The organism is Nocardia otitidiscaviarum, from assembly GCF_007362295.1.
Lineage (GTDB): Bacteria > Actinomycetota > Actinomycetes > Mycobacteriales > Mycobacteriaceae > Nocardia > Nocardia otitidiscaviarum.
This window is the reverse complement of sequence record NZ_CP041695.1, coordinates 4,030,382-4,047,156: the sequence shown is the minus strand read 5'-3', so window position 1 is coordinate 4,047,156 and position 16,775 is coordinate 4,030,382. Positions and strand designations below refer to the sequence as shown.

Below are 16,775 nucleotides of genomic sequence, written 5' to 3'. Positions count from 1 at the left end.
GCTCGTTCCGGTCGGTGCTCGGGCGTCAGGGCAGGTGGGCGACCACCGCGAACATGGTCACCGAGCAGTGGTAGTCGCCCACCTCGGCGCCGCGGGTGAGGTCGGACAGGAAACGGTCGCGCTGGTCGGGGGTGACGGCACCGGCGGCCACGGCCTGGTCCAGGCCCGCGGTCAGCATGGTGTCGATGAAGGAGCGGTCCCAGACCACGGCATCGGCCCCGATGTCGTCGACGGTCAGGCCCGCCGCGGTGAGCAGCCCGGGCAGGTGCCGGCCGGAATGGCGGTTCGCGGTGTGGGAAAGCCATGACTCCAGCAGTGCCGCAACGACATCCGGATCACCCGGGTGGATGATGGCGGTCGACCAGTCACTGTCGACCAGGGCCACCCGGCCACCGGGCCGCAGCACCCGGGCGATCTCCGCGGTGGCCCGCTCCGGATGGTCGAGATGCTGGAAGACCCGCTCGCATCGCACGGCATCGAAGCTGTCGTCGGGAAACGGCAGCGCATACCCGTTGCCCTCGACGAACTCCGCCGCGATCCCCGCTGCCGCGGCTCGCGCCCGCGCTTCCGCCAGCATGCCGGGATTCGGATCCACCCCGACGGCCGCGCCGCCGGGCCCCGACGGCCGCGCCATGGCCAGCACCTCCGACCCGGTCCCCGATCCGATATCCAGGGTCCGATCCCCGGCCGCGATCCGCAGGGCAGCCCTCGTCCACTCCCGTAACCGCCGCACCCCCGGCAGCGCGGCCTGCGCGTCGAGGACCTCCACGAGAAATTCCTGCTGCTCGTCGTCCCCGATCCGATCGGCGTGGAATGACGGCCCGGCGGTGTGCTCGGTCATGATGCCGTTGTACCCGAAGTTCGGCGGGCGAGGGCCGCGAACGCCGCCTTGGGTTCCCAGCGCCGAGCCGCGGTGCGCCGCGCCGGGTCGTGCACCTTCACCACACCGTTGCTGGCCAGGTCCAGGTCGGTGCGGGGATCGTCGCGGTGGGGCAGATGGTACGACGCGAACGTGTACCAGAAAGCGATGTCCACGCCCTCGGCATCGAAGATGTCGAGCAATTCCAGAAGGTGTGCGGCCTGGCCGGCTTCATCACGCGTGTGGTCGCCGTCGAGTGCCAGGGGATGGGCGGTTTCCGGATCCCACACGACGATATCGCCGCCGCGCGGTCCGGCATCGGGCGCGCCACGGTAAGTGGCACAACCGAATTCGGTGATCGCCAGCGGTGTGGGTCCGGTGGCCGCGGCGCGGATGCGGGTGCGGTAGCCCTCGGCCAGTTCGGCGGAACGGTATCCGGCGTCGGTGGCGACATAGTCGAAAGGTGTCCAGTCCACGCCTTCGAACGGGAGCGAGCAGTAGGTGAGGGGGCCGGTGAAGGACCGTCGCGCCACCGCCACGGCGCGCGTCAGGAATGCGTTGATCCGGGCGGAGAGTTCGGGGAGCAGTTCGGCCAGTCGTGGTGTGGACAGCAGCGCGGCGCGCTCGGTGAACGTGTCGCCGGGAAGGAAACCGGGGACGAACAGGCTGAGTTCGGAGCCCAGTGCCAGCACCACCCGCGCGCCTTCCGATCGCAGGCTCTCGGCGTAATCGGCGCAGTCGCGGAGGAATTCGAGCAGATCGTCGGCGGCGACCTCATTGGTGAACGGGCAGAGCCAGACCTCCAACCCGGCGTCGGCGGCGCAGCGCGCGGCCAGTCGCAGGCGATGGCGGTCGCCGCCGGTCACGCGCACCGCATCGCAACCCAGCTCCTCGCGAATCGCCCGCATATCCTTCCGCACCCCCTCCGGGGTGAAGGGCTCGTGCGTGCAGTGGCCGCGGTGGAAGAAGCCGGTGTCGTAGGTGATGCCGATCGCTCGCATGGTCACTCCTGTTTATTAGGGTACGTGACGTACCTTAGCTTCGCTAGATCATGTGCTGCAAGCCCAGTTGTTCGGTACGATCCGTACTCAAATGGACAGCACACAGGTCGAAGACCGTCCCCGGCGGCGGCGCGGAGCGGAACTGGAACAGGCCATCCTGCGAGCGGCCGTCGACGAACTCCTCGCTTCCGGCTACGCGGGCATGACCATGGACGCCGTCGCTACCCGGGCGGGCACCAACAAGAACGCCATCTACCGCCGCTGGCCCAACCGCGCCGCGCTGGGCATCGCCGCCTACCGGCAGCTGGCACTCACCGAAACCCGGATCCCCGATACCGGCAACCTGCGCGACGACGCTCTGGAACTGCTGCGCCGCGCCAACCGGCACCTCGCCTCACCCCTCGGCGATATCCTGCGCAGCCTGCTGTCCCACGCCGCCGACGAGCCGGAACTTCTGGCGCAGTTGCGCGAACACGGTGGGGATGCCGGATCGCAGATGTGGCTGACCGTCCTGGAGCGCGCGGTGGCGCGCGGCGAAGCGCCACCGGAAGCCCTGCACCCCAGGGTGGCGACGACAGCCGTGGTGCTGCTGCGCAACGAGTTCGTCACCCGGGGCGTCACCACGGTGTCCGAGCAGGTGATCGTCGATATCGTCGACGAGATCTACCTACCGCTCATCCACGGGCGCGCGAGGCGCGGACTCCGCTGAAACGAAGCGGGGCTCCAGGTGGACGTCCACCGCCGGAGCGCCAAGCGGGAAAGGCCACCTGCTGCCGGAGATTCTGCTGCGCGTCGTTCGGGTCGGGCTATCGCAGCCGGAGGGCGGGTCGGGCTATCGCAGCCGGAGGGCGGGGCGGGTGGGGTGGTCCCAGGCGACGATGATGTCGGGTTCCTCGTGGTGGCCGCGGTCGTGTTCGTGCAGGGCGGCGATCGTGAACGTGTCGGCTTCGGGGGTGGTGCGGTGGAGGGCGGCGTCGGACATGTGCAGGGCTACCGTCAGATCGAAGGGGAGGTTGCGGCCGAGCAGCATCGGGCCCGCGACGAGCAGGACGGTGTTCGGTGGGGTTTCGCGGGTGGCGGCGCGGGCGGAGCGGTCGGTGCGTTCGTCCCACAGGGCGGGGAGGTAGCGGTGGTGGGTGCGGAGTGGTTGCAGGACTTCGCGATTCAGGGCCGAATAGTCGAACCAGGCGGTGCGGTAGGACAGTTCGTCGGTGCGGCCGAATTCGTAGCGCAGGGAGGCGGGGCGGACGAAGTCGTGCAGGGCGATAACGGCGGCGGTGCGGCCGTGGCCGACGGCCCGGTCGGCGACGGTGCGGGCGAAGCGCACGGGATCGGCGGCGTCCGCGCCGTCCACGGCCACCACGGCGGGTTCGGGGAGGACGAAGGCACGGTCGGCGATGCGGTCGGCGAGAGCTTCCGGGGTGAGGGCGGCGAACTCGGGCACCCCACCATCTATACCCGGCACCATTCGCTCGAACGTCGCCGCCAGGTTGTTAGCCTGAGCCGGACAATCCGGAAAGGGACGGTGCATGGCGACGATCGAAGAGGCCCTCGAGATAGAGCACATCGAGCGCGACATCTTCCGCGGCGCGTCCACCAAGACGCAGCTGCCGCGCACATTCGGTGGGCAGGTCGCCGGGCAGGCGCTGGTCGCGGCGGTGCGCACCGTGGAACCGCGCTTCCAGGTGCATTCGCTGCACGGTTACTTCCTGCGCCCCGGCAATCCGGTGGAGCCGACCGTGTACCTGGTCGACCGGATTCGCGACGGACGCTCCTTCTGCACCCGCCGGGTGACCGGCGTGCAGAACGGCGAGGCCATCTTCACCATGTCGGCGTCGTTCCATGTGGGCGACGAAGGGCCGCAGCACCAGGACACCATGCCCGTCGTGCCGCCGCCGCACGACATGCCCGACGCCAAGACCACCATGAGCCCGGAGCGGCTGTGGGCCATGCGCGAATGGGAGCACTGGGATATCCGCACCATCCCGCAGGAGCAGGTGTCGCGCCGCGACGGACTGGCCGCCCAGCAGCAGGTGTGGTTCCGCTACCGGCACCCGCTGCCCGACGATCCGCTGTTCCACGTGTGCACGCTGGCCTACATGAGCGATATGACGCTGCTGGGGTCCTCGAAGGTCATCCACCCCGACGAACCCACCCAGAACGCGTCGCTCGACCACGCCATGTGGTTCCTGCGCCCGTTCCGCGCCGACGACTGGCTGCTCTACGACCAGCAGTCGCCGTCCGCCGGGCTGGGCCGGGCACTGACCGCCGGGCGGATCTGGAATCAGCGCGGCGAGCTGGTGGCGGTCGTGCTGCAGGAGGGGCTCATCCGCACCCTGCGCGAGCCGGGCGCGTCGTTCCCGCCCGGCACCAACTGATCCGCGCCGCCCGTGGGTGTGCCGGGTCACCAGGACCGCGGTCCGTATGCTCGAAGCCGTGAATCCGACCATTGGTGTGCTGGCTCTGCAGGGCGACGTCCGCGAACATATGCGCGCGCTCGCCGAATGCGGGGCCGAGCCGGTCCCGGTGCGGCGGGCCGCCGAACTCGCCGCGGTGGACGCGCTGGTGCTGCCCGGCGGGGAATCGACCACCATCAGCAAGCTGCTCGAGGTCTTCGACCTGCTGGAGCCGCTGCGGCAGCGGCTGCGCGACGGGATGCCCGCGTACGGCTCCTGTGCGGGCATGATCCTGCTGGCCTCGGAGGTGCTCGACACCCGGCCGGATATGCAGCCGCTGTACGGTATCGATATGACGGTGCGGCGCAACGCTTTCGGCCGTCAGGTGGATAGTTTCGAAACCGATCTCGACTACACCGGACTCGACGACGGCCAGGTGCGCGCGGTGTTCATCCGCGCCCCGTGGGTGGAGAAGATCGGCGACGGGGTCGAGGTGCTGGCGACCGTGCCCTCCGGTCCCGCGGCGGGCCGGATGGTGGCCGTTCGGCAGGGCAATGTCATGGCGACCTCGTTCCATCCGGAGGTCACCGGCGATCTGCGAGTTCACCGGCTGTTCGTCGACACCATGGTGCGCCCACGCGCCGGTGTGTGAACGCGCGATAGTCTCTATCGGGAAAACACGTCCCCTGAAAAGAGGAAGTAGGGAATGAGCGGCCACTCCAAATGGGCCACCACCAAGCACAAGAAGGCTGCCCTCGACGCCAAGCGGGGCAAGCTCTTCGCGAAGCTGATCAAGAACATCGAGGTGGCGGCGCGGACCGGTGGTGGTGACCCGGATGGCAACCCGACGCTCTACGACGCCATCCAGAAGGCCCGCAAGAACTCGGTGCCGCTGGACAATATCGAGCGCGCCCGCAAGCGCGGCGGCGGCGAAGAGGCCGGCGGTGCCGACTGGCAGACCATCATGTACGAGGGCTACGGCCCCAGCGGTGTCGCGGTGCTGGTGGAATGCCTCACCGACAACCGCAACCGCGCCGCGGGCGAGGTCCGCGTGGCGGTGACCCGCAACGGCGGCAATATGGCCGACCCGGGCTCGGTGTCGTACCTGTTCTCCCGCAAGGGCGTCGTGACCCTGGAGAAGAACGGCCTGTCCGAGGACGACGTCCTGATGGCCGTGCTCGACGCCGGCGCCGAAGAGGTCAACGACCTGGGCGAGGAGTTCGAGATCATCTCCGAACCGAGCGATCTGGTGGCGGTCCGCAGCGCCCTGCAGGGCGCGGGCATCGACTACAACTCGGCCGAATCCGGCTTCCAGCCGTCGGTGTCGGTCCCCGCCGACGCCGACCTGGCCAAGAAGGTGTTCAAGCTCGTCGACGCCCTCGAGGACTGCGACGACGTGCAGAACGTGTACACCAATATCGACGTCTCGGACGAGGTGCTGGCGCAGCTCGACGCGGAATAGCGCGATACGCGACGACCCCCGGCAGCCACGCTGCCGGGGGTCGTCCGTGTTCCGGGTAAATCGGGATCGATCGTCAGGTCCGTGCCACGGTCTGAGTGGCGAGGCGTGGGAGCAGCAGGCCCAGCAGGACCATGCCGACGCCGAGGCCGAAGTGTAGCCAGTCGTCGGCGGTGTTGAGGGGGACGAAGTTGGCGTCGGACGTCTTGTCGATCACCAGGCCGTAGATCCAGAGGGCCAGGTAGATCACGCCGCCGCCGATCAGGAAGCCGCGTGCGGCCGATATGGTGCGCGCCGCCAGCAGGCCCGCGACGCCGAAGAGCAGATGGACGATATTGTGCAGGATCGACACCTGGAAGATGCCGAGCAGTTCGGCCCCGGACTCGTGGCCCGCGAACTCCATGGTGTCGAAGTCGGTCGTGACGCCTGGAATGAATCCGAGCACGCCTACCAGCAGGAATACCGCGCCGCCGGCGGCGGAGGCGAGCTGTACCGGAGTCCATCGTCTGGTGCTGGTGTTGTAGGTCGCCATATCCTCATCGCCTTTCTACGATCCGGCACTCGGAACACCGCGGATCGCGCTGCCCGAAATGCCGGGCCTGTCGGCGACTTACCCTGGGGTGCGGACGACAAACAGCGGTCTCGGACGGAGACCGCCCGTCGGCGAGCATCGGCAGAGCGTGCTGGGTGTCACCGTGGGTCGAAGCGGCCCGCGTCGACAGCCGAGGTGAACGCGTCCCAGGCGGGGCCGTCGAACAGCAGGACGGGACTCTCCTCGCCCAAGGTGGAATCTCGCACGCCGACCGAGCCGCCCGGTAGGTGCGCGGCCTCTACGCACTCCCCGCCGGATGTGCTGTAGCTGGACTTGAACCATGTCGCCTGTGCCGGATCGAACATCACCCTGTGTGCTCCTTCGCTATCGACAGGATCAGCTGTCTGGTCGCGTCCTCATCCAGCGCGGCTCGGCTGATCTCAGTGAACGCACTGTGGTAGCGCTGCACTTCGGCCTCACGTTCCAGGTAGAGGTCTCCCGCGTATTCTTCCACGAACACCATCGGCGGTCCGGTCAATCCGGTCGCTGACAGTTTCGGGAATTCCAGCAGCACAAAGGATCCCACACAGGAGCCGAGATGGCGTGGGGTGCTGAAGGGGACGGCACGCACCGATACGTTCGGCAGTTGCGAAACCTCCCAGAGCCTGCGGAGCTGATCCGCCATCACGCTCGGTCCGCCGATCTGGTCGCGAAGGACGGCTTCCCACAATATGGCGTCGACGGCGAAGCCGGTCTCGGCGAGCCGAGTTTGCCTTCGTATGGCGATCTCGATGCGCTTCTCGACCTGTGCGGGCGGCATATCCGGATGCTCGGTCCATTCGATCGAACGGCGGTATTCGGCGGTTTGGAGGAGACCCGGAACGACGGCTGTCTTCCAGATGCTGAGCTTTCGTGCCGATTCTTCCAAGCTCATGTAGTGGTCGAAGCCGACGCGCATTTCATCGACGTACGCCCGCCACCAGCCACCACCGGACTTGCGGGTGGTCCGAACCTCGTAGGCCAGCTCCAACAGCGTCGTCCGTTCGGTCGCGGTTGCCTCGTACGCGTCGCACAGGGCGTTCATGTACAGGTCCGACACCTTCGTCGGTAGTCCGTCCTCCATACGCCCGATGGTCTGCGGCGACACTCCGATCACCCGCCCGGCGGCGGACTGGTTCATGCCGTGGGCCTCGCGCAGGCGCTTGAGTTCGCGCCCCAGCGCGCGGCGGGCGAGTGTTGATCCGGTCAGCATCTCGTTTGCCTAACTATCGGATGAACCCAATTCTGGAAAGCTCTGCCGTGGAAACGCGCTGGGTGGAAATGCCGCGCTTTCTCGGCCGAAACGCGTGTCCGGGGGTGCGCAGTCCCGGTGATTCGGAGTGTACTGACGGCATTCCCCGAGGTCAGGGGATTCTCCACAGCCCTAACGCATTCCAGAGTTCCGAGGAGGTGGCCGACCATGCACGAACTTCCCCCGGTGGCGCACAGCGCGGTACCGGATTCCACGCTCACGCCGTCGCGCGCGCATCGAATCATGCAGGACCACAGAGGATGTCCGGTTTCGGTGTGTCCGGCGAAGGCACAGGCGAAGCGGCTGCTGATCGAGGCGGGCAAGCTGGTGCCCGCCGATGCCCCGCATATGGGGAGCTGACGACATGGGCGACAATCCGATCTTTCACCGGGTTCCGGATCATCCGATCCTGAATCTCGAGGTGGCGCAACGCGCGCTGGCGCGACACCGGGACTGCGGGGACGACTGTGCCGCGCGGCGCTACTTCCTCGCATTGGTTCCCGCGCTGAGCCAAGGACAGCGCCCGATGGACGGCGGCGACTCCGATGATTCGAGGTGGGCGAGATGATCGGCGCGATCGCGTATCTGGCACTCGGCGCGGCACTGGGCATCCTGGTCGGTTGGCGACTGGCGACCGCGCACCGGGCCGAGCACGCCGTCCGTCGTGGAGCCGGGCGTACCGTCGCGGAGATCCGAGCCCGGCTCGACCGCGAGGCCCACGGACGGTCGCCGAACCGGTCGCGGCCCATGGTCCTTGCCGCGTAGGGCGGGAGTGCGCACCGGGTAGCGGTGCGGGAGTTCACGCCGGGTAGCGGTACGGGGGTTCACGCCGGGTAGCGGTACGGGGGTTCACGCCGGGTAGCGGTACGGGGGTTCAGGCCGGGTAGCGGTAGCGGGTACGTGCTGCGTAGCGGTGCGGGAACTGTGGTCGCCAGCCGTGCGGGAATTCCGGCCGCGTAGCGGTGCGGCCGCGTGGAAGAATCGCCCGCATGGTCGATCTGCTGATCGTGCGCGGCGACATCACCGAGCAGGAGGTGGATGCGGTGGTGAACGCGGCCAATTCGTCGCTGTTGGGCGGTGGCGGGGTCGACGGGGCCATTCATCGCAAGGGTGGGCCGGAGATTCTGGCCGAGTGCCGGGCATTGCGGGCGGCGCGGTACGGGCGGGGGCTGCCGCAGGGGCGGGCGGTGGCGACGACGGCGGGAAAGTTGCCCGCGCGGTGGGTGATTCACACCGTGGGGCCGGTGTGGTCGGCGAGTGAGGATCGGTCGGCGGTGCTGGCGTCCTGCTATCGCGAATCGCTGCGGGTCGCGGATGAGCTGGGCGCGGAGTCGGTGGCCTTTCCGGCGGTGTCGACCGGGATATTCCGGTGGCCCATGGACGACGGCGCGCGCATCGCGGTGCAGACCGTGCGCGCGGCCGGAACGTCCGTGCGGGAGGTGCGGTTCGTGCTGTTCAGCGAGGATGCGTATCGGGCGTTCGACGCGGCAGTGAGCGGTGCTGCCTGAGCTACTGAGCGGCACGGCTCGCGTTGCCGAGCGGTGCGGCTTGCGTTGCCGGGCGGCATGGCCCGCGTTGCCGAGCGGCGCGGGCTGAGTTGCCGCGGCCGTGCTGGGCGCGTGCCCGTGTCGGTCGGCGGGTGGGCCGCGCCGGTCCGTTAGACTCTCGAACAGTTGTTCGTGTGCGGTGAGTGGATGGGGGTGGCGCGTATCCTCGGGCTGGCCGCGCGGCGGCTGTACAGGGACAGGCTGGACCGGCAACGGAAGGCGGTATCCGGGTGATCGCGTCGGTACGCGGTGAGGTGCTCGAGATCGGGCTCGACCATGTGGTGCTGGAGGCCGCGGGGGTCGGGTACCGGCTCAATGCCACGCCCGCCACGCTGGCCACGCTCACCCGTGGGGAGGAGTCGCGGCTCTATACGGCCATGATCGTGCGTGAGGACTCCATGACGCTGTTCGGCTTCGCCGATACCGAGGCGCGCGAACTGTTCGGCCTGTTGCAGACCGTGTCCGGCGTGGGACCGAAACTCGCCATGGCGGTGCTGGCCGTGCTGGAACCCGAGGCGCTGCGCAAGGCATTGGCCGAATCCAATGTCGCCGCGCTCACCCGGGTGCCCGGTATCGGCAAGCGCGGGGCCGAGCGCATGGTGGTGGAACTGCGTGACAAGGTGAATCTCGTTCCGGTGCAATCGGGTCCGCCCGGATCGGGCCCCGCGCCGGCGGTCACGCCGGTGCGCGAGCAGGTCGTCGAGGCGCTCGTCGGGCTGGGTTTCGGAGTCAAACAGGCCGAACCCGCCGTGGACGCCATTCTGGCCGAGCAGCCCGATCTCGGCACCTCGCAGACGCTGCGCGCGGCGCTGAGTGTGCTGGGCAAGAACCGATAGGACGCCCGAATGTTCGACGACTCCGACGAATTCGACGACAGCGACTCCCCGGTCAGCGCGAGCTATCAGCAGACCGACGGTGAGGTCGAGGCCAGCCTGCGCCCGAAAGCGCTGGACGACTTCATCGGTCAGCCCCGGGTGCGTGAGCAGTTGGCCCTGGTGCTGCGCGGCGCGAAACGGCGCGGCGGCACCCCGGATCACGTATTGCTCTCCGGCCCACCGGGTTTGGGTAAGACCTCGATGGCGATGATCATCGCCGGGGAACTGGGTTCGGCACTGCGCATCACCTCCGGCCCGGCCCTGGAACGCGCGGGCGACCTGGCGGCCATGCTCAGCAATCTCGGCGAGGGCGACGTGCTGTTCATCGACGAGATCCACCGCATCGCCCGACCGGCCGAGGAGATGCTCTACCTCGCCATGGAGGACTTCCGGGTCGACGTCGTGGTCGGCAAAGGCCCGGGAGCGACGTCGATTCCGTTGGATATCGCCCCGTTCACCCTGGTCGGCGCGACCACGCGATCGGGTGCGCTCACCGGCCCGCTGCGCGACCGCTTCGGCTTCACCGGCCATATGGATTTCTACGAACCCGAAGAGCTGCAACGGATTCTGCTGCGCTCGGCGCAGATTCTCGGCGTGCGCATCGACACGGATGCCGCCGCCGAGATCGCGGGCCGCTCCCGGGGCACGCCCCGGATCGCCAACCGCCTGCTGCGCCGGGTGCGCGACTACGCCGAGGTCAAGGCCGACGGTCTGGTCACCCGCGAGATCGCCCATGCCGCCCTCGCGGTCTACGACGTGGACGTGCTCGGCCTGGACCGCCTCGACCGGGCGGTGCTCGGCGCGCTGGTCCGCAGCTTCAACGGCGGGCCGGTCGGCGTCTCCACGCTCGCGGTCGCGGTGGGTGAGGAGGCCGCCACCGTGGAGGAGGTCTGCGAACCCTTCCTGGTGCGTGCCGGTCTGGTGGCGCGCACCCCGCGCGGCCGCGTCGCCACCGCTGCCGCCTGGGAGCATCTCGGCCTGGTGCCGCCGCCCGATCTGGTCTTCGGCTCCATCGAGGTGCGCGCCCGCGAAGATCAGCCGACCCTGGACCTCTTCGACTAGTTCGCCACATGGTCGCGCGGGCGACCAGCGGGTATGTCGTGCGGACCGTCCAGCCGTGGCGACACCTCATGCGATACTGCGGAGCGACCGGGGCGCTTAGGATGGACGGTGAGTCCGACTGTGATGGGGGGCGCCGATCTTGAAGGGCAGGAAGGCGATTCCTTATCTAGCCGCGCTGTCGGGGCTGGTGGTCGTCACCACTGTCCTCTGGCCGCTGCGCGACCTGATCCGGGACAATCCGGGGACGTCGGCACTCGTCTATGTGCTCGTCGTCCTGTTGGTCGCGCTGCGGTGGGGGCGAACTCCCGCACTGGCGACCTCGGTCGCCGCGATCCTCGTCTGGAATTCGGTATTCCTCTCACCGTATCTGGGGTGGTTCGAAGCTCCGGCATATCTCGACGACTGGATTCTGTTGGCGGTCTTCGTCATTACGGCCGGTACGGTCGGTTCGCTCGCGGCCACCACCAAGCGGCGCGCCGAACAGACCGAGGCCGTGCGGGCCCAGGTGGAGCAGCTCTACATCGAATTGCGGCAGGAGAGCGGCGAACGACGCCAGGCGGAGGAGGCGCTGCGGTCGAGCGAGTCGAGATTGCGCGGTCTGTTCGAATCCGCTCCCGACAGCGTCGTCGTCCTGGACGCCGCGGGCCGCATCGTCCAGGCCAATTCGCGCACCGAGCTCATGTTCGGCTATCCGGCCGGGGAGCTGGTGGGCCGTTCGGTGGAATCGCTGATCGCCGAGGGGCTTCGTGAGCGGCACCGCGCGCACCGGGGCAACTTCACCGATCCCCCCGACGGCCGCTCACCCGACGCCGAGTTCCGCGCCCGCCGCCGGGACGGCTCCGAATTCCCCATCGACGTCGTGCTGAACTCGATGGGAGCCGGTGCCGACGCCCTGACCATCGAGGTGTTCCGGGATATCACCGACCGCAAGCACTCCGACGATCGAATCAGGGCGGCGCTCGAGGAGAAGGCGACCCTGCTCGACGAGATCCACCACCGCGTCAAGAACAATCTCCAGATCATCACCAGCCTGCTCAGCCTGCAAACCCGCCGCCTGACCGATCGCCGGGTGCAGGACGCGTTCACCGCCAGCCAGGACCGCATCCGCTCGATGTCGCTCATTCACGAAAAGCTGTACCAGTCCGAGGGTTCGGCGCAGATCGACGCCGGGGACTACATTCACACCCTGACCGGCAACCTCATTCGTTCCTACGGTCTCGACCAGCAGCGGATCCAGCTCCGCGCGAAGGTCGAGAACGTCCGGCTGGGCGTCGACATCGCGGTACCGTGCGGCCTGCTGGTCAGCGAACTGGTCACCAACGCCCTCAAGCACGCCTTTCCCGGCGATCGCGCCGGAGAGATCCTGGTCGAGCTCTGCCCGCTCGACGGCGGCGTCCTACGCCTGCTGGTCAGCGACGACGGCGTGGGCATGCCGCCCGAACTGGACTTCCGCACCACCAAATCCCTTGGGCTGCGCCTGGTTACGGCATTGGCGGCGCAATTGAACGGCGTCGTCCGACGGCTGGACGCCACCGGTACGGCGATCGAGGTCAGATTCGCCGTCGACCGCTGACCCCGACGCGACGCGCCGAACCCACGCTGTCGATGCTGATTGATCCCGCCACCGGCGGGTATCCGCCCGGCGAACACAGGAGGTACTCATGCTCGCCATCGCCGCCGCCGTATCCTTCGGGCTCGCGCTCATCTTCGACCTGGTCGATGCCACGCTCGGGGATACCGTCACCTCGGGCACGCTTGTCATCGTCGGGCTCCTGCTCGTTGCACTGCACCTCGCCGGGTACGGCAACGGCAGCCGGTCGGGTCTGGGCGGACGGTCCTGGAGCTGGCGCCGGGCGCGCCGTTGACCGGAGCCGCCACGGCCGTTGACCGAGTCATCGTGTCTCACTAAAGTGAGTGGGACATCAAGTCCCACTCACTTCACCCGGTGAGGAAGCCGCCATGGCCGAGGCTGTCGATTCGAGATTGCACCCACCGCCCTGGACGCCGACCTTCATCCGATGGCACGGCACGCCGGTGCGCTGGCGTGAGTCCATCCGTCTGGCGCTCGGCATCCTGCCGCGGGTGCGCGACCACACCGTGCTCGACTACGTCACCCGGCTGCCGGGCGAGGACGACGTCATGGTGGCGCGGGTGCCGTTCAAGAAGTTCGTCATCGTGCGCAGTCCGGAACTGGCGCGGCACGTGCTGGTGACCAATCAGAACAACTACACCAAGAGCCCCGAATACGACATGCTTGCCGTGGCCTTCGGGCGCGGACTGGTCACGGATCTGAACGACGCTCGCTGGCAACGGAATCGGCGTCTGGTGCAGCCGATCTTCGGTAAGCGCAATGTGGACGGGTTCGCACCGCTCATGGTGGCGGCGGCCCAGGACGCCGTCGCGCGCATCCGTGAACTGTCCACGTTCGGTGACACCGTGGATGTGAACGCCGAGATGAACCGGCTCACCCTGGACGTCACCTCGCGCACCATGTTCGGCACCGACATCACCGGCCCCATGTCCGAAGTGGTGCTGGCCCGGCTGCTGCGCTTCTTCGGGCGCGGGTTCATGACCAATGCCAGCCATCCGCTGCACAATGTCGCCACCTGGCTGCACCGGCGCACCGGCAGCGCGGGCGAGGCCGCCAACTCCCGCTGGCCCATGCGGGCGATGCGGGCCGCGGGCTGGGTGGTCGAGCCGCGCGCCATGCGGGATCTGCGCCACGCCGAACGCGTGGTCGACGGCCTGATCGCCGATCACCGCGCCGGTCGCATCGACCGCAAGGACAACCTGCTCGCCCTGCTCATGGACGCCACCGATCCCGAAACCGGCTACCGGTACAGCGATCAGGAGATCCACGACGAACTCATGACCTTCATCGGCGCCGGAATGGAGACCACCGCGACGGCGCTGGCGTGGGTGTGGCAGCTGCTCGCGGAGAATCCGCGGGCCCGCGACCGCCTCTACGACGAGGTGCGCACGGTCCTCGGCGACCGGCCCGCCACCGCCGCCGACCTGGACCGGCTGCTCTGGACCCAGGCCGTCGTCGCCGAGACCATGCGGCTGCTGCCGCCGGTCATCGGCCTCGCTCGCACGGCCAAGCAGGCCGATGTGCTGGGCGGCTACCCCATTCGGCCCGGCACCACGGTGGCGGTCATCCTGCACGGCGTCCACCATCACGCGCGGGTGTGGGAGCGGCCCGAGGAGTTCGATCCCGGTCGCTATCTGCCGGAAAACCTGCAGCGCCAGCAGAAACGGGCCTCCATCCCGTTCGGTGCGGGCAAGCGCATGTGCGTCGCCTCGGGGTTCGCGAGTATGGAGGCCGCGCTGGTGGTCGCCACCTTCGCCCAGCACCTGCGGTTCGACGCGGTCTCGGATCGGCGTGTGCGCCGCCAGATCTCGTTCACCGGCGGCCCCGACGGGCCGCTGCCCATGCGGCCGCGCTTCCTCGACGACGCTCGGCCGCTCGGCACCGCCGTGGAGTTCACCGGGTGAAGCCGCCGCCCGATCCGCGCCACCATCGTCGCCGCGGCGGACACCGGCGCTGGCAGGAACACAATACGGAGCGGCAGCACGCCATTCTGGCGGCCGCGGTCGACCTCATCGAGGAACGGGATGCGGGACAGGAGGTTTCGGTACGGGAGATCGCGGAGCGGGCCGGGGTGGCGCGCTCGGTGGTCTACCGGCAGTTCGAGAACCGCGACGACCTCGACGCGCGGATCCGCGCGTTCATCCTGCGCCGATTCGTCGCGGAGTTCGAATCCGGACTGGTGCTCGATCCCGGAAAGTCCGCCGACGACGTCATTCTCGCGGTCATGCGCTCGGTGGTGCGCTGGGCGGGGGAGCATCCCCGGTTGTACCGGTTCGGGCAGAGCGGGCCGGTGCACGGTCATGACGGCGCGGAGACCAGCCTGAGCATCGCGCGGAATCGGATCGCCGAAATCCTCTGGCAGCGCTTCTCGTCGTGGGCAGCGGTACTGGGTATCGAGGTCGAGTCGTTCCGGCCGCTCGTATACGGCGTGGTCGGCCTCGTCCAGGGTGTGGTGACGCGCGGGGTCGACACCCCCGACGATCCCGCCTTCGCCGATCCGGAGGCCATCGCCCGCCTGCTCGCCTCGTCGGTCTGGCACCTGTTCGCCGGCCACGCGGCCGACCTCGGATACCGCTTCGACCGGACGGACAACCTGGCGGCGGTGCTCGGCGAACTGTTCGCCGACGCCGCGCGGACACCCGCGGCGACGCCCGGCCAACGAGAGCACCCGACCGGCGAGAGCGCTCGACCGGCGAGAACACCCGAATAGCCGTACCCTCCAGGGGCTTCGGGTCAGCGCTGTCGGTCGAGTTGGCGGACGACCAGGTCCAGGAAGGCGTCCACCTCATCGCGGTGATAGGCGGGGTAGCCGTGGGCGGCGGTGTGGAACTCGGTGTGGCGCACCTCGTCCGCGGTGAGCCGACTGGGGCCGTCGTGGGCCAGGGTGGCCGCGAGGCGGTCCAGGAACGCGCCCACCTCCGCGGCCGCGTAGCCGGGCAGGCCGTACGGGGGAGCGGAGAACTGGATGCGCAGCACGTCGTCGTGGGTGAGGGCCGGTGCGACGTTCGCGGTGGGCACCCGGCGGCGGCCCCGGCGGAGGTATTCCAGCTCGATGCACACGTGGTCGAGGAAGTCGTCGACCTGTTCCTGATCGTAGCCGCGGTGCCCGAACGGCGGTGCTCCGAACTGGACCTGGCGGATATCGGCGGCCGTGAGGTGGTCGCGGCCGAGGATGGTGTCGGCTATGCGCGCGCAGAAGGCATCCACCTCGGCCGGGTTGTAGCCGTGGTGGCGGGTTTTGCCGAATCGCTTGCGGCGGACTTCCTCGGGAGTCACGCGGGTCATTGTGCACGGCGGGCCGGAGCCGGTCGCGAGCGAGGTCCGATCAGGTGGGATGGCCTGCCTCGCAGGGTGATTCCGCGCGGTGATGATCGGATCTATCGGTCTTTCGGGGCGGCGCGGTCCATTCCGGACGGCTCAGTCCTTCCGGACAGCTCAGTCTTTTCGGACGGCTCAGTCTTTTCGGACGCCGTCGATGAGCAGGCGGCGGATCGCCTGGGTCATCTCCGACATATCGGTCTCCTCGCCGTCGCGGGTATCGCGCAGCCCGTGCAGGATGGCGGCCAGGATCATGCCGGTCACGGCGCGGGCCGTATTGCGGGTGTCCAGATCCTCACGCAGATAGCCCAGTTCCACGCCGTGCTCCAGGTATCCCGCGGTGAGCATGTCGGCGGTGTCGAGCAACCCGTAGAGCCGCATGGTCAGTTCGGAGTCGATACCGGTGGCCTGGAACAGCAGCAGCTGCGCCACCCGGCGGTCCTCCAGGAAGATGCGGTTCAGCGCCGCCCCGATGCGCTCGGTCTGCTCCCGGTACTCCTGCAGGCTGGTGGGAGCGTCCGGGGCGTTCTCGGTGCCCAGCGCCTCCACGATGCGGGTGGCCAGATCGTCGATGACGTGATCGATGATGTCGCGCTTGTTGGCGAAGTAGCGGTAGAAGGTGCCGTGGCCGATGCCCAGCTCGGCGGCGATATCGGCGATGCCGGTGGCGTGATAGCCCCGCTCGGCGAAACAGGCGAACGCGGTGTCGATGATCTCCTGCCGGAGTTCGGCCTTGCGGCGTTCGATTCTCGAGGATGGCTTCGTCACGCCCCCGATGATACGGTGTTCACAAACGGAATGAGATGTCATTCCGTGATACGTGAATCATTTTCAATGGGAGGTT

Annotated in this window: 22 protein-coding genes; 14 read left to right on the top strand and 8 right to left on the bottom strand. The window is 68.5% G+C overall.

Annotated features, from left to right (window positions below):
* Positions 1 to 25: 25 nt before the first annotated feature.
* Together FOH10_RS17950 and FOH10_RS17945 are read right to left on the bottom strand one after the other, a co-directional pair.
* The gene (locus tag FOH10_RS17950; protein WP_143981606.1) at positions 26 to 841 is read right to left on the bottom strand and encodes a methyltransferase domain-containing protein; all 816 of its coding nucleotides are present in this window, start codon (positions 839 to 841) and stop codon (positions 26 to 28) included.
* Positions 838 to 1,860, bottom strand: a complete 1,023-nt coding sequence (locus FOH10_RS17945) for a hypothetical protein (protein ID WP_143981605.1) — start codon at positions 1,858 to 1,860, stop codon at positions 838 to 840. Before FOH10_RS17945 ends, FOH10_RS17950 begins: the two co-directional genes overlap by 4 nt.
* A gap of 91 nt (positions 1,861 to 1,951) precedes the next feature.
* On the opposite strand from FOH10_RS17945, the gene FOH10_RS17940 reads away from it, so the two are divergent.
* Positions 1,952 to 2,569 (top strand): TetR/AcrR family transcriptional regulator, encoded by a 618-nt coding sequence (locus FOH10_RS17940; RefSeq protein WP_143981604.1) that lies wholly within the window; start codon positions 1,952 to 1,954, stop codon positions 2,567 to 2,569.
* 123 nt (positions 2,570 to 2,692) lie between these two features.
* Here FOH10_RS17940 and FOH10_RS17935 read toward each other — a convergent pair whose 3' ends face one another.
* Entirely contained in the window at positions 2,693 to 3,304 is a 612-nt protein-coding gene (locus FOH10_RS17935; RefSeq protein ID WP_143981603.1) for a nucleoside/nucleotide kinase family protein, read from the bottom strand.
* Between the two features lie 85 nt (positions 3,305 to 3,389).
* On the opposite strand from FOH10_RS17935, the gene FOH10_RS17930 reads away from it, so the two are divergent.
* From FOH10_RS17930 to FOH10_RS17920, 3 genes are read left to right on the top strand one after another with little or no spacing between them, the layout of a single operon-like run.
* On the top strand, positions 3,390 to 4,238 hold the full coding sequence (locus FOH10_RS17930; RefSeq protein ID WP_029924251.1) for an acyl-CoA thioesterase: 849 nt from the start codon (positions 3,390 to 3,392) through the stop codon (positions 4,236 to 4,238).
* Positions 4,239 to 4,284: 46 nt separating this feature from the next.
* Positions 4,285 to 4,908 (top strand): pyridoxal 5'-phosphate synthase glutaminase subunit PdxT, encoded by a 624-nt coding sequence (pdxT, locus tag FOH10_RS17925; RefSeq protein WP_029924252.1) that lies wholly within the window; start codon positions 4,285 to 4,287, stop codon positions 4,906 to 4,908.
* A 54-nt stretch (positions 4,909 to 4,962) separates the two neighbouring features.
* Positions 4,963 to 5,718 (top strand): YebC/PmpR family DNA-binding transcriptional regulator, encoded by a 756-nt coding sequence (locus FOH10_RS17920; protein ID WP_143981602.1) that lies wholly within the window; start codon positions 4,963 to 4,965, stop codon positions 5,716 to 5,718.
* 73 nt (positions 5,719 to 5,791) lie between these two features.
* Here the strand turns inward: FOH10_RS17920 and FOH10_RS17915 are convergent, their stop codons facing one another.
* The 3 genes from FOH10_RS17915 to FOH10_RS17905 form a co-directional block, all read right to left on the bottom strand.
* The gene (locus FOH10_RS17915; RefSeq protein WP_143981601.1) at positions 5,792 to 6,247 is read right to left on the bottom strand and encodes a DUF4383 domain-containing protein; all 456 of its coding nucleotides are present in this window, start codon (positions 6,245 to 6,247) and stop codon (positions 5,792 to 5,794) included.
* Positions 6,248 to 6,405: 158 nt separating this feature from the next.
* Entirely contained in the window at positions 6,406 to 6,612 is a 207-nt protein-coding gene (locus tag FOH10_RS17910) for a DUF397 domain-containing protein (protein ID WP_143984168.1), read from the bottom strand.
* Complete coding sequence (locus tag FOH10_RS17905; protein WP_143981600.1) at positions 6,612 to 7,499, bottom strand: helix-turn-helix domain-containing protein; 888 nt, start codon at positions 7,497 to 7,499, stop codon at positions 6,612 to 6,614. The genes FOH10_RS17910 and FOH10_RS17905 overlap by 1 nt, the downstream gene beginning before the upstream one ends.
* 207 nt (positions 7,500 to 7,706) lie before the next feature.
* On the opposite strand from FOH10_RS17905, the gene FOH10_RS17900 reads away from it, so the two are divergent.
* The 10 genes from FOH10_RS17900 to FOH10_RS17855 all read left to right on the top strand — a co-directional run bounded on the left by FOH10_RS17900 (position 7,707) and on the right by FOH10_RS17855 (position 15,323).
* Entirely contained in the window at positions 7,707 to 7,898 is a 192-nt protein-coding gene (locus FOH10_RS17900; protein WP_143981599.1) for a hypothetical protein, read from the top strand.
* A gap of 4 nt (positions 7,899 to 7,902) precedes the next feature.
* Positions 7,903 to 8,106: a hypothetical protein gene (locus tag FOH10_RS17895; RefSeq protein WP_143981598.1), complete on the top strand. Its 204-nt coding sequence runs from the start codon at positions 7,903 to 7,905 to the stop codon at positions 8,104 to 8,106.
* Positions 8,103 to 8,303 carry a hypothetical protein gene (locus FOH10_RS17890; protein WP_143981597.1) on the top strand — a complete coding sequence of 67 codons (201 nt, stop codon included), beginning with the start codon at positions 8,103 to 8,105 and terminating at the stop codon, positions 8,301 to 8,303. The genes FOH10_RS17895 and FOH10_RS17890 overlap by 4 nt, the downstream gene beginning before the upstream one ends.
* Positions 8,304 to 8,527: 224 nt before the next feature.
* On the top strand, positions 8,528 to 9,046 hold the full coding sequence (locus FOH10_RS17885; RefSeq protein ID WP_143981596.1) for an O-acetyl-ADP-ribose deacetylase: 519 nt from the start codon (positions 8,528 to 8,530) through the stop codon (positions 9,044 to 9,046).
* Between the two features lie 269 nt (positions 9,047 to 9,315).
* On the top strand, positions 9,316 to 9,921 hold the full coding sequence (gene ruvA / locus FOH10_RS17880; protein WP_143981595.1) for a Holliday junction branch migration protein RuvA: 606 nt from the start codon (positions 9,316 to 9,318) through the stop codon (positions 9,919 to 9,921).
* 9 nt (positions 9,922 to 9,930) lie between these two features.
* Positions 9,931 to 11,022 carry a Holliday junction branch migration DNA helicase RuvB gene (ruvB, locus tag FOH10_RS17875; protein WP_029924264.1) on the top strand — a complete coding sequence of 364 codons (1,092 nt, stop codon included), beginning with the start codon at positions 9,931 to 9,933 and terminating at the stop codon, positions 11,020 to 11,022.
* Between the two features lie 139 nt (positions 11,023 to 11,161).
* Positions 11,162 to 12,595, top strand: a complete 1,434-nt coding sequence (locus FOH10_RS17870) for a sensor histidine kinase (RefSeq protein ID WP_143981594.1) — start codon at positions 11,162 to 11,164, stop codon at positions 12,593 to 12,595.
* 88 nt (positions 12,596 to 12,683) lie between these two features.
* Positions 12,684 to 12,887, top strand: a complete 204-nt coding sequence (locus tag FOH10_RS17865) for a hypothetical protein (RefSeq protein ID WP_143981593.1) — start codon at positions 12,684 to 12,686, stop codon at positions 12,885 to 12,887.
* Between the two features lie 94 nt (positions 12,888 to 12,981).
* Positions 12,982 to 14,517, top strand: a complete 1,536-nt coding sequence (locus FOH10_RS17860; protein ID WP_143981592.1) for a cytochrome P450 — start codon at positions 12,982 to 12,984, stop codon at positions 14,515 to 14,517.
* Positions 14,514 to 15,323 (top strand): TetR/AcrR family transcriptional regulator, encoded by an 810-nt coding sequence (locus FOH10_RS17855; protein ID WP_143981591.1) that lies wholly within the window; start codon positions 14,514 to 14,516, stop codon positions 15,321 to 15,323. Before FOH10_RS17860 ends, FOH10_RS17855 begins: the two co-directional genes overlap by 4 nt.
* Positions 15,324 to 15,346: 23 nt before the next feature.
* Here FOH10_RS17855 and FOH10_RS36055 read toward each other — a convergent pair whose 3' ends face one another.
* A complete protein-coding gene (locus FOH10_RS36055) occupies positions 15,347 to 15,898 on the bottom strand; it encodes a DivIVA domain-containing protein (RefSeq protein WP_143981590.1) in 552 nt (183 codons plus the stop codon).
* Between the two features lie 168 nt (positions 15,899 to 16,066).
* Positions 16,067 to 16,741 (bottom strand): TetR/AcrR family transcriptional regulator, encoded by a 675-nt coding sequence (locus FOH10_RS17845; RefSeq protein WP_051037445.1) that lies wholly within the window; start codon positions 16,739 to 16,741, stop codon positions 16,067 to 16,069.
* Between the last annotated feature and the right edge of the window lie 34 nt (positions 16,742 to 16,775).

Bases quoted from the DNA above. Each gene is read 5' to 3' on its own strand.
- FOH10_RS17950 (WP_143981606.1), bottom strand. From the start codon at position 841: ATGACCGAGCACACCGCCGGGCCGTCATTCCACGCCGATCGGATCGGG.
- FOH10_RS17945 (WP_143981605.1), bottom strand. From the start codon at position 1,860: ATGCGAGCGATCGGCATCACCTACGACACCGGCTTCTTCCACCGCGGC.
- FOH10_RS17940 (WP_143981604.1), top strand. From the start codon at position 1,952: ATGGACAGCACACAGGTCGAAGACCGTCCCCGGCGGCGGCGCGGAGCG.
- FOH10_RS17930 (WP_029924251.1), top strand. From the start codon at position 3,390: ATGGCGACGATCGAAGAGGCCCTCGAGATAGAGCACATCGAGCGCGAC.
- pdxT (WP_029924252.1), top strand. From the start codon at position 4,285: ATGCTCGAAGCCGTGAATCCGACCATTGGTGTGCTGGCTCTGCAGGGC.
- FOH10_RS17920 (WP_143981602.1), top strand. From the start codon at position 4,963: ATGAGCGGCCACTCCAAATGGGCCACCACCAAGCACAAGAAGGCTGCC.
- FOH10_RS17915 (WP_143981601.1), bottom strand. From the start codon at position 6,247: ATGGCGACCTACAACACCAGCACCAGACGATGGACTCCGGTACAGCTC.
- FOH10_RS17910 (WP_143984168.1), bottom strand. From the start codon at position 6,612: ATGTTCGATCCGGCACAGGCGACATGGTTCAAGTCCAGCTACAGCACA.
- FOH10_RS17905 (WP_143981600.1), bottom strand. From the start codon at position 7,499: ATGCTGACCGGATCAACACTCGCCCGCCGCGCGCTGGGGCGCGAACTC.
- FOH10_RS17900 (WP_143981599.1), top strand. From the start codon at position 7,707: ATGCACGAACTTCCCCCGGTGGCGCACAGCGCGGTACCGGATTCCACG.
- FOH10_RS17895 (WP_143981598.1), top strand. From the start codon at position 7,903: ATGGGCGACAATCCGATCTTTCACCGGGTTCCGGATCATCCGATCCTG.
- FOH10_RS17890 (WP_143981597.1), top strand. From the start codon at position 8,103: ATGATCGGCGCGATCGCGTATCTGGCACTCGGCGCGGCACTGGGCATC.
- FOH10_RS17885 (WP_143981596.1), top strand. From the start codon at position 8,528: ATGGTCGATCTGCTGATCGTGCGCGGCGACATCACCGAGCAGGAGGTG.
- ruvB (WP_029924264.1), top strand. From the start codon at position 9,931: ATGTTCGACGACTCCGACGAATTCGACGACAGCGACTCCCCGGTCAGC.
- FOH10_RS17865 (WP_143981593.1), top strand. From the start codon at position 12,684: ATGCTCGCCATCGCCGCCGCCGTATCCTTCGGGCTCGCGCTCATCTTC.
- FOH10_RS17860 (WP_143981592.1), top strand. From the start codon at position 12,982: ATGGCCGAGGCTGTCGATTCGAGATTGCACCCACCGCCCTGGACGCCG.
- FOH10_RS36055 (WP_143981590.1), bottom strand. From the start codon at position 15,898: ATGACCCGCGTGACTCCCGAGGAAGTCCGCCGCAAGCGATTCGGCAAA.
- FOH10_RS17845 (WP_051037445.1), bottom strand. From the start codon at position 16,741: ATGACATCTCATTCCGTTTGTGAACACCGTATCATCGGGGGCGTGACG.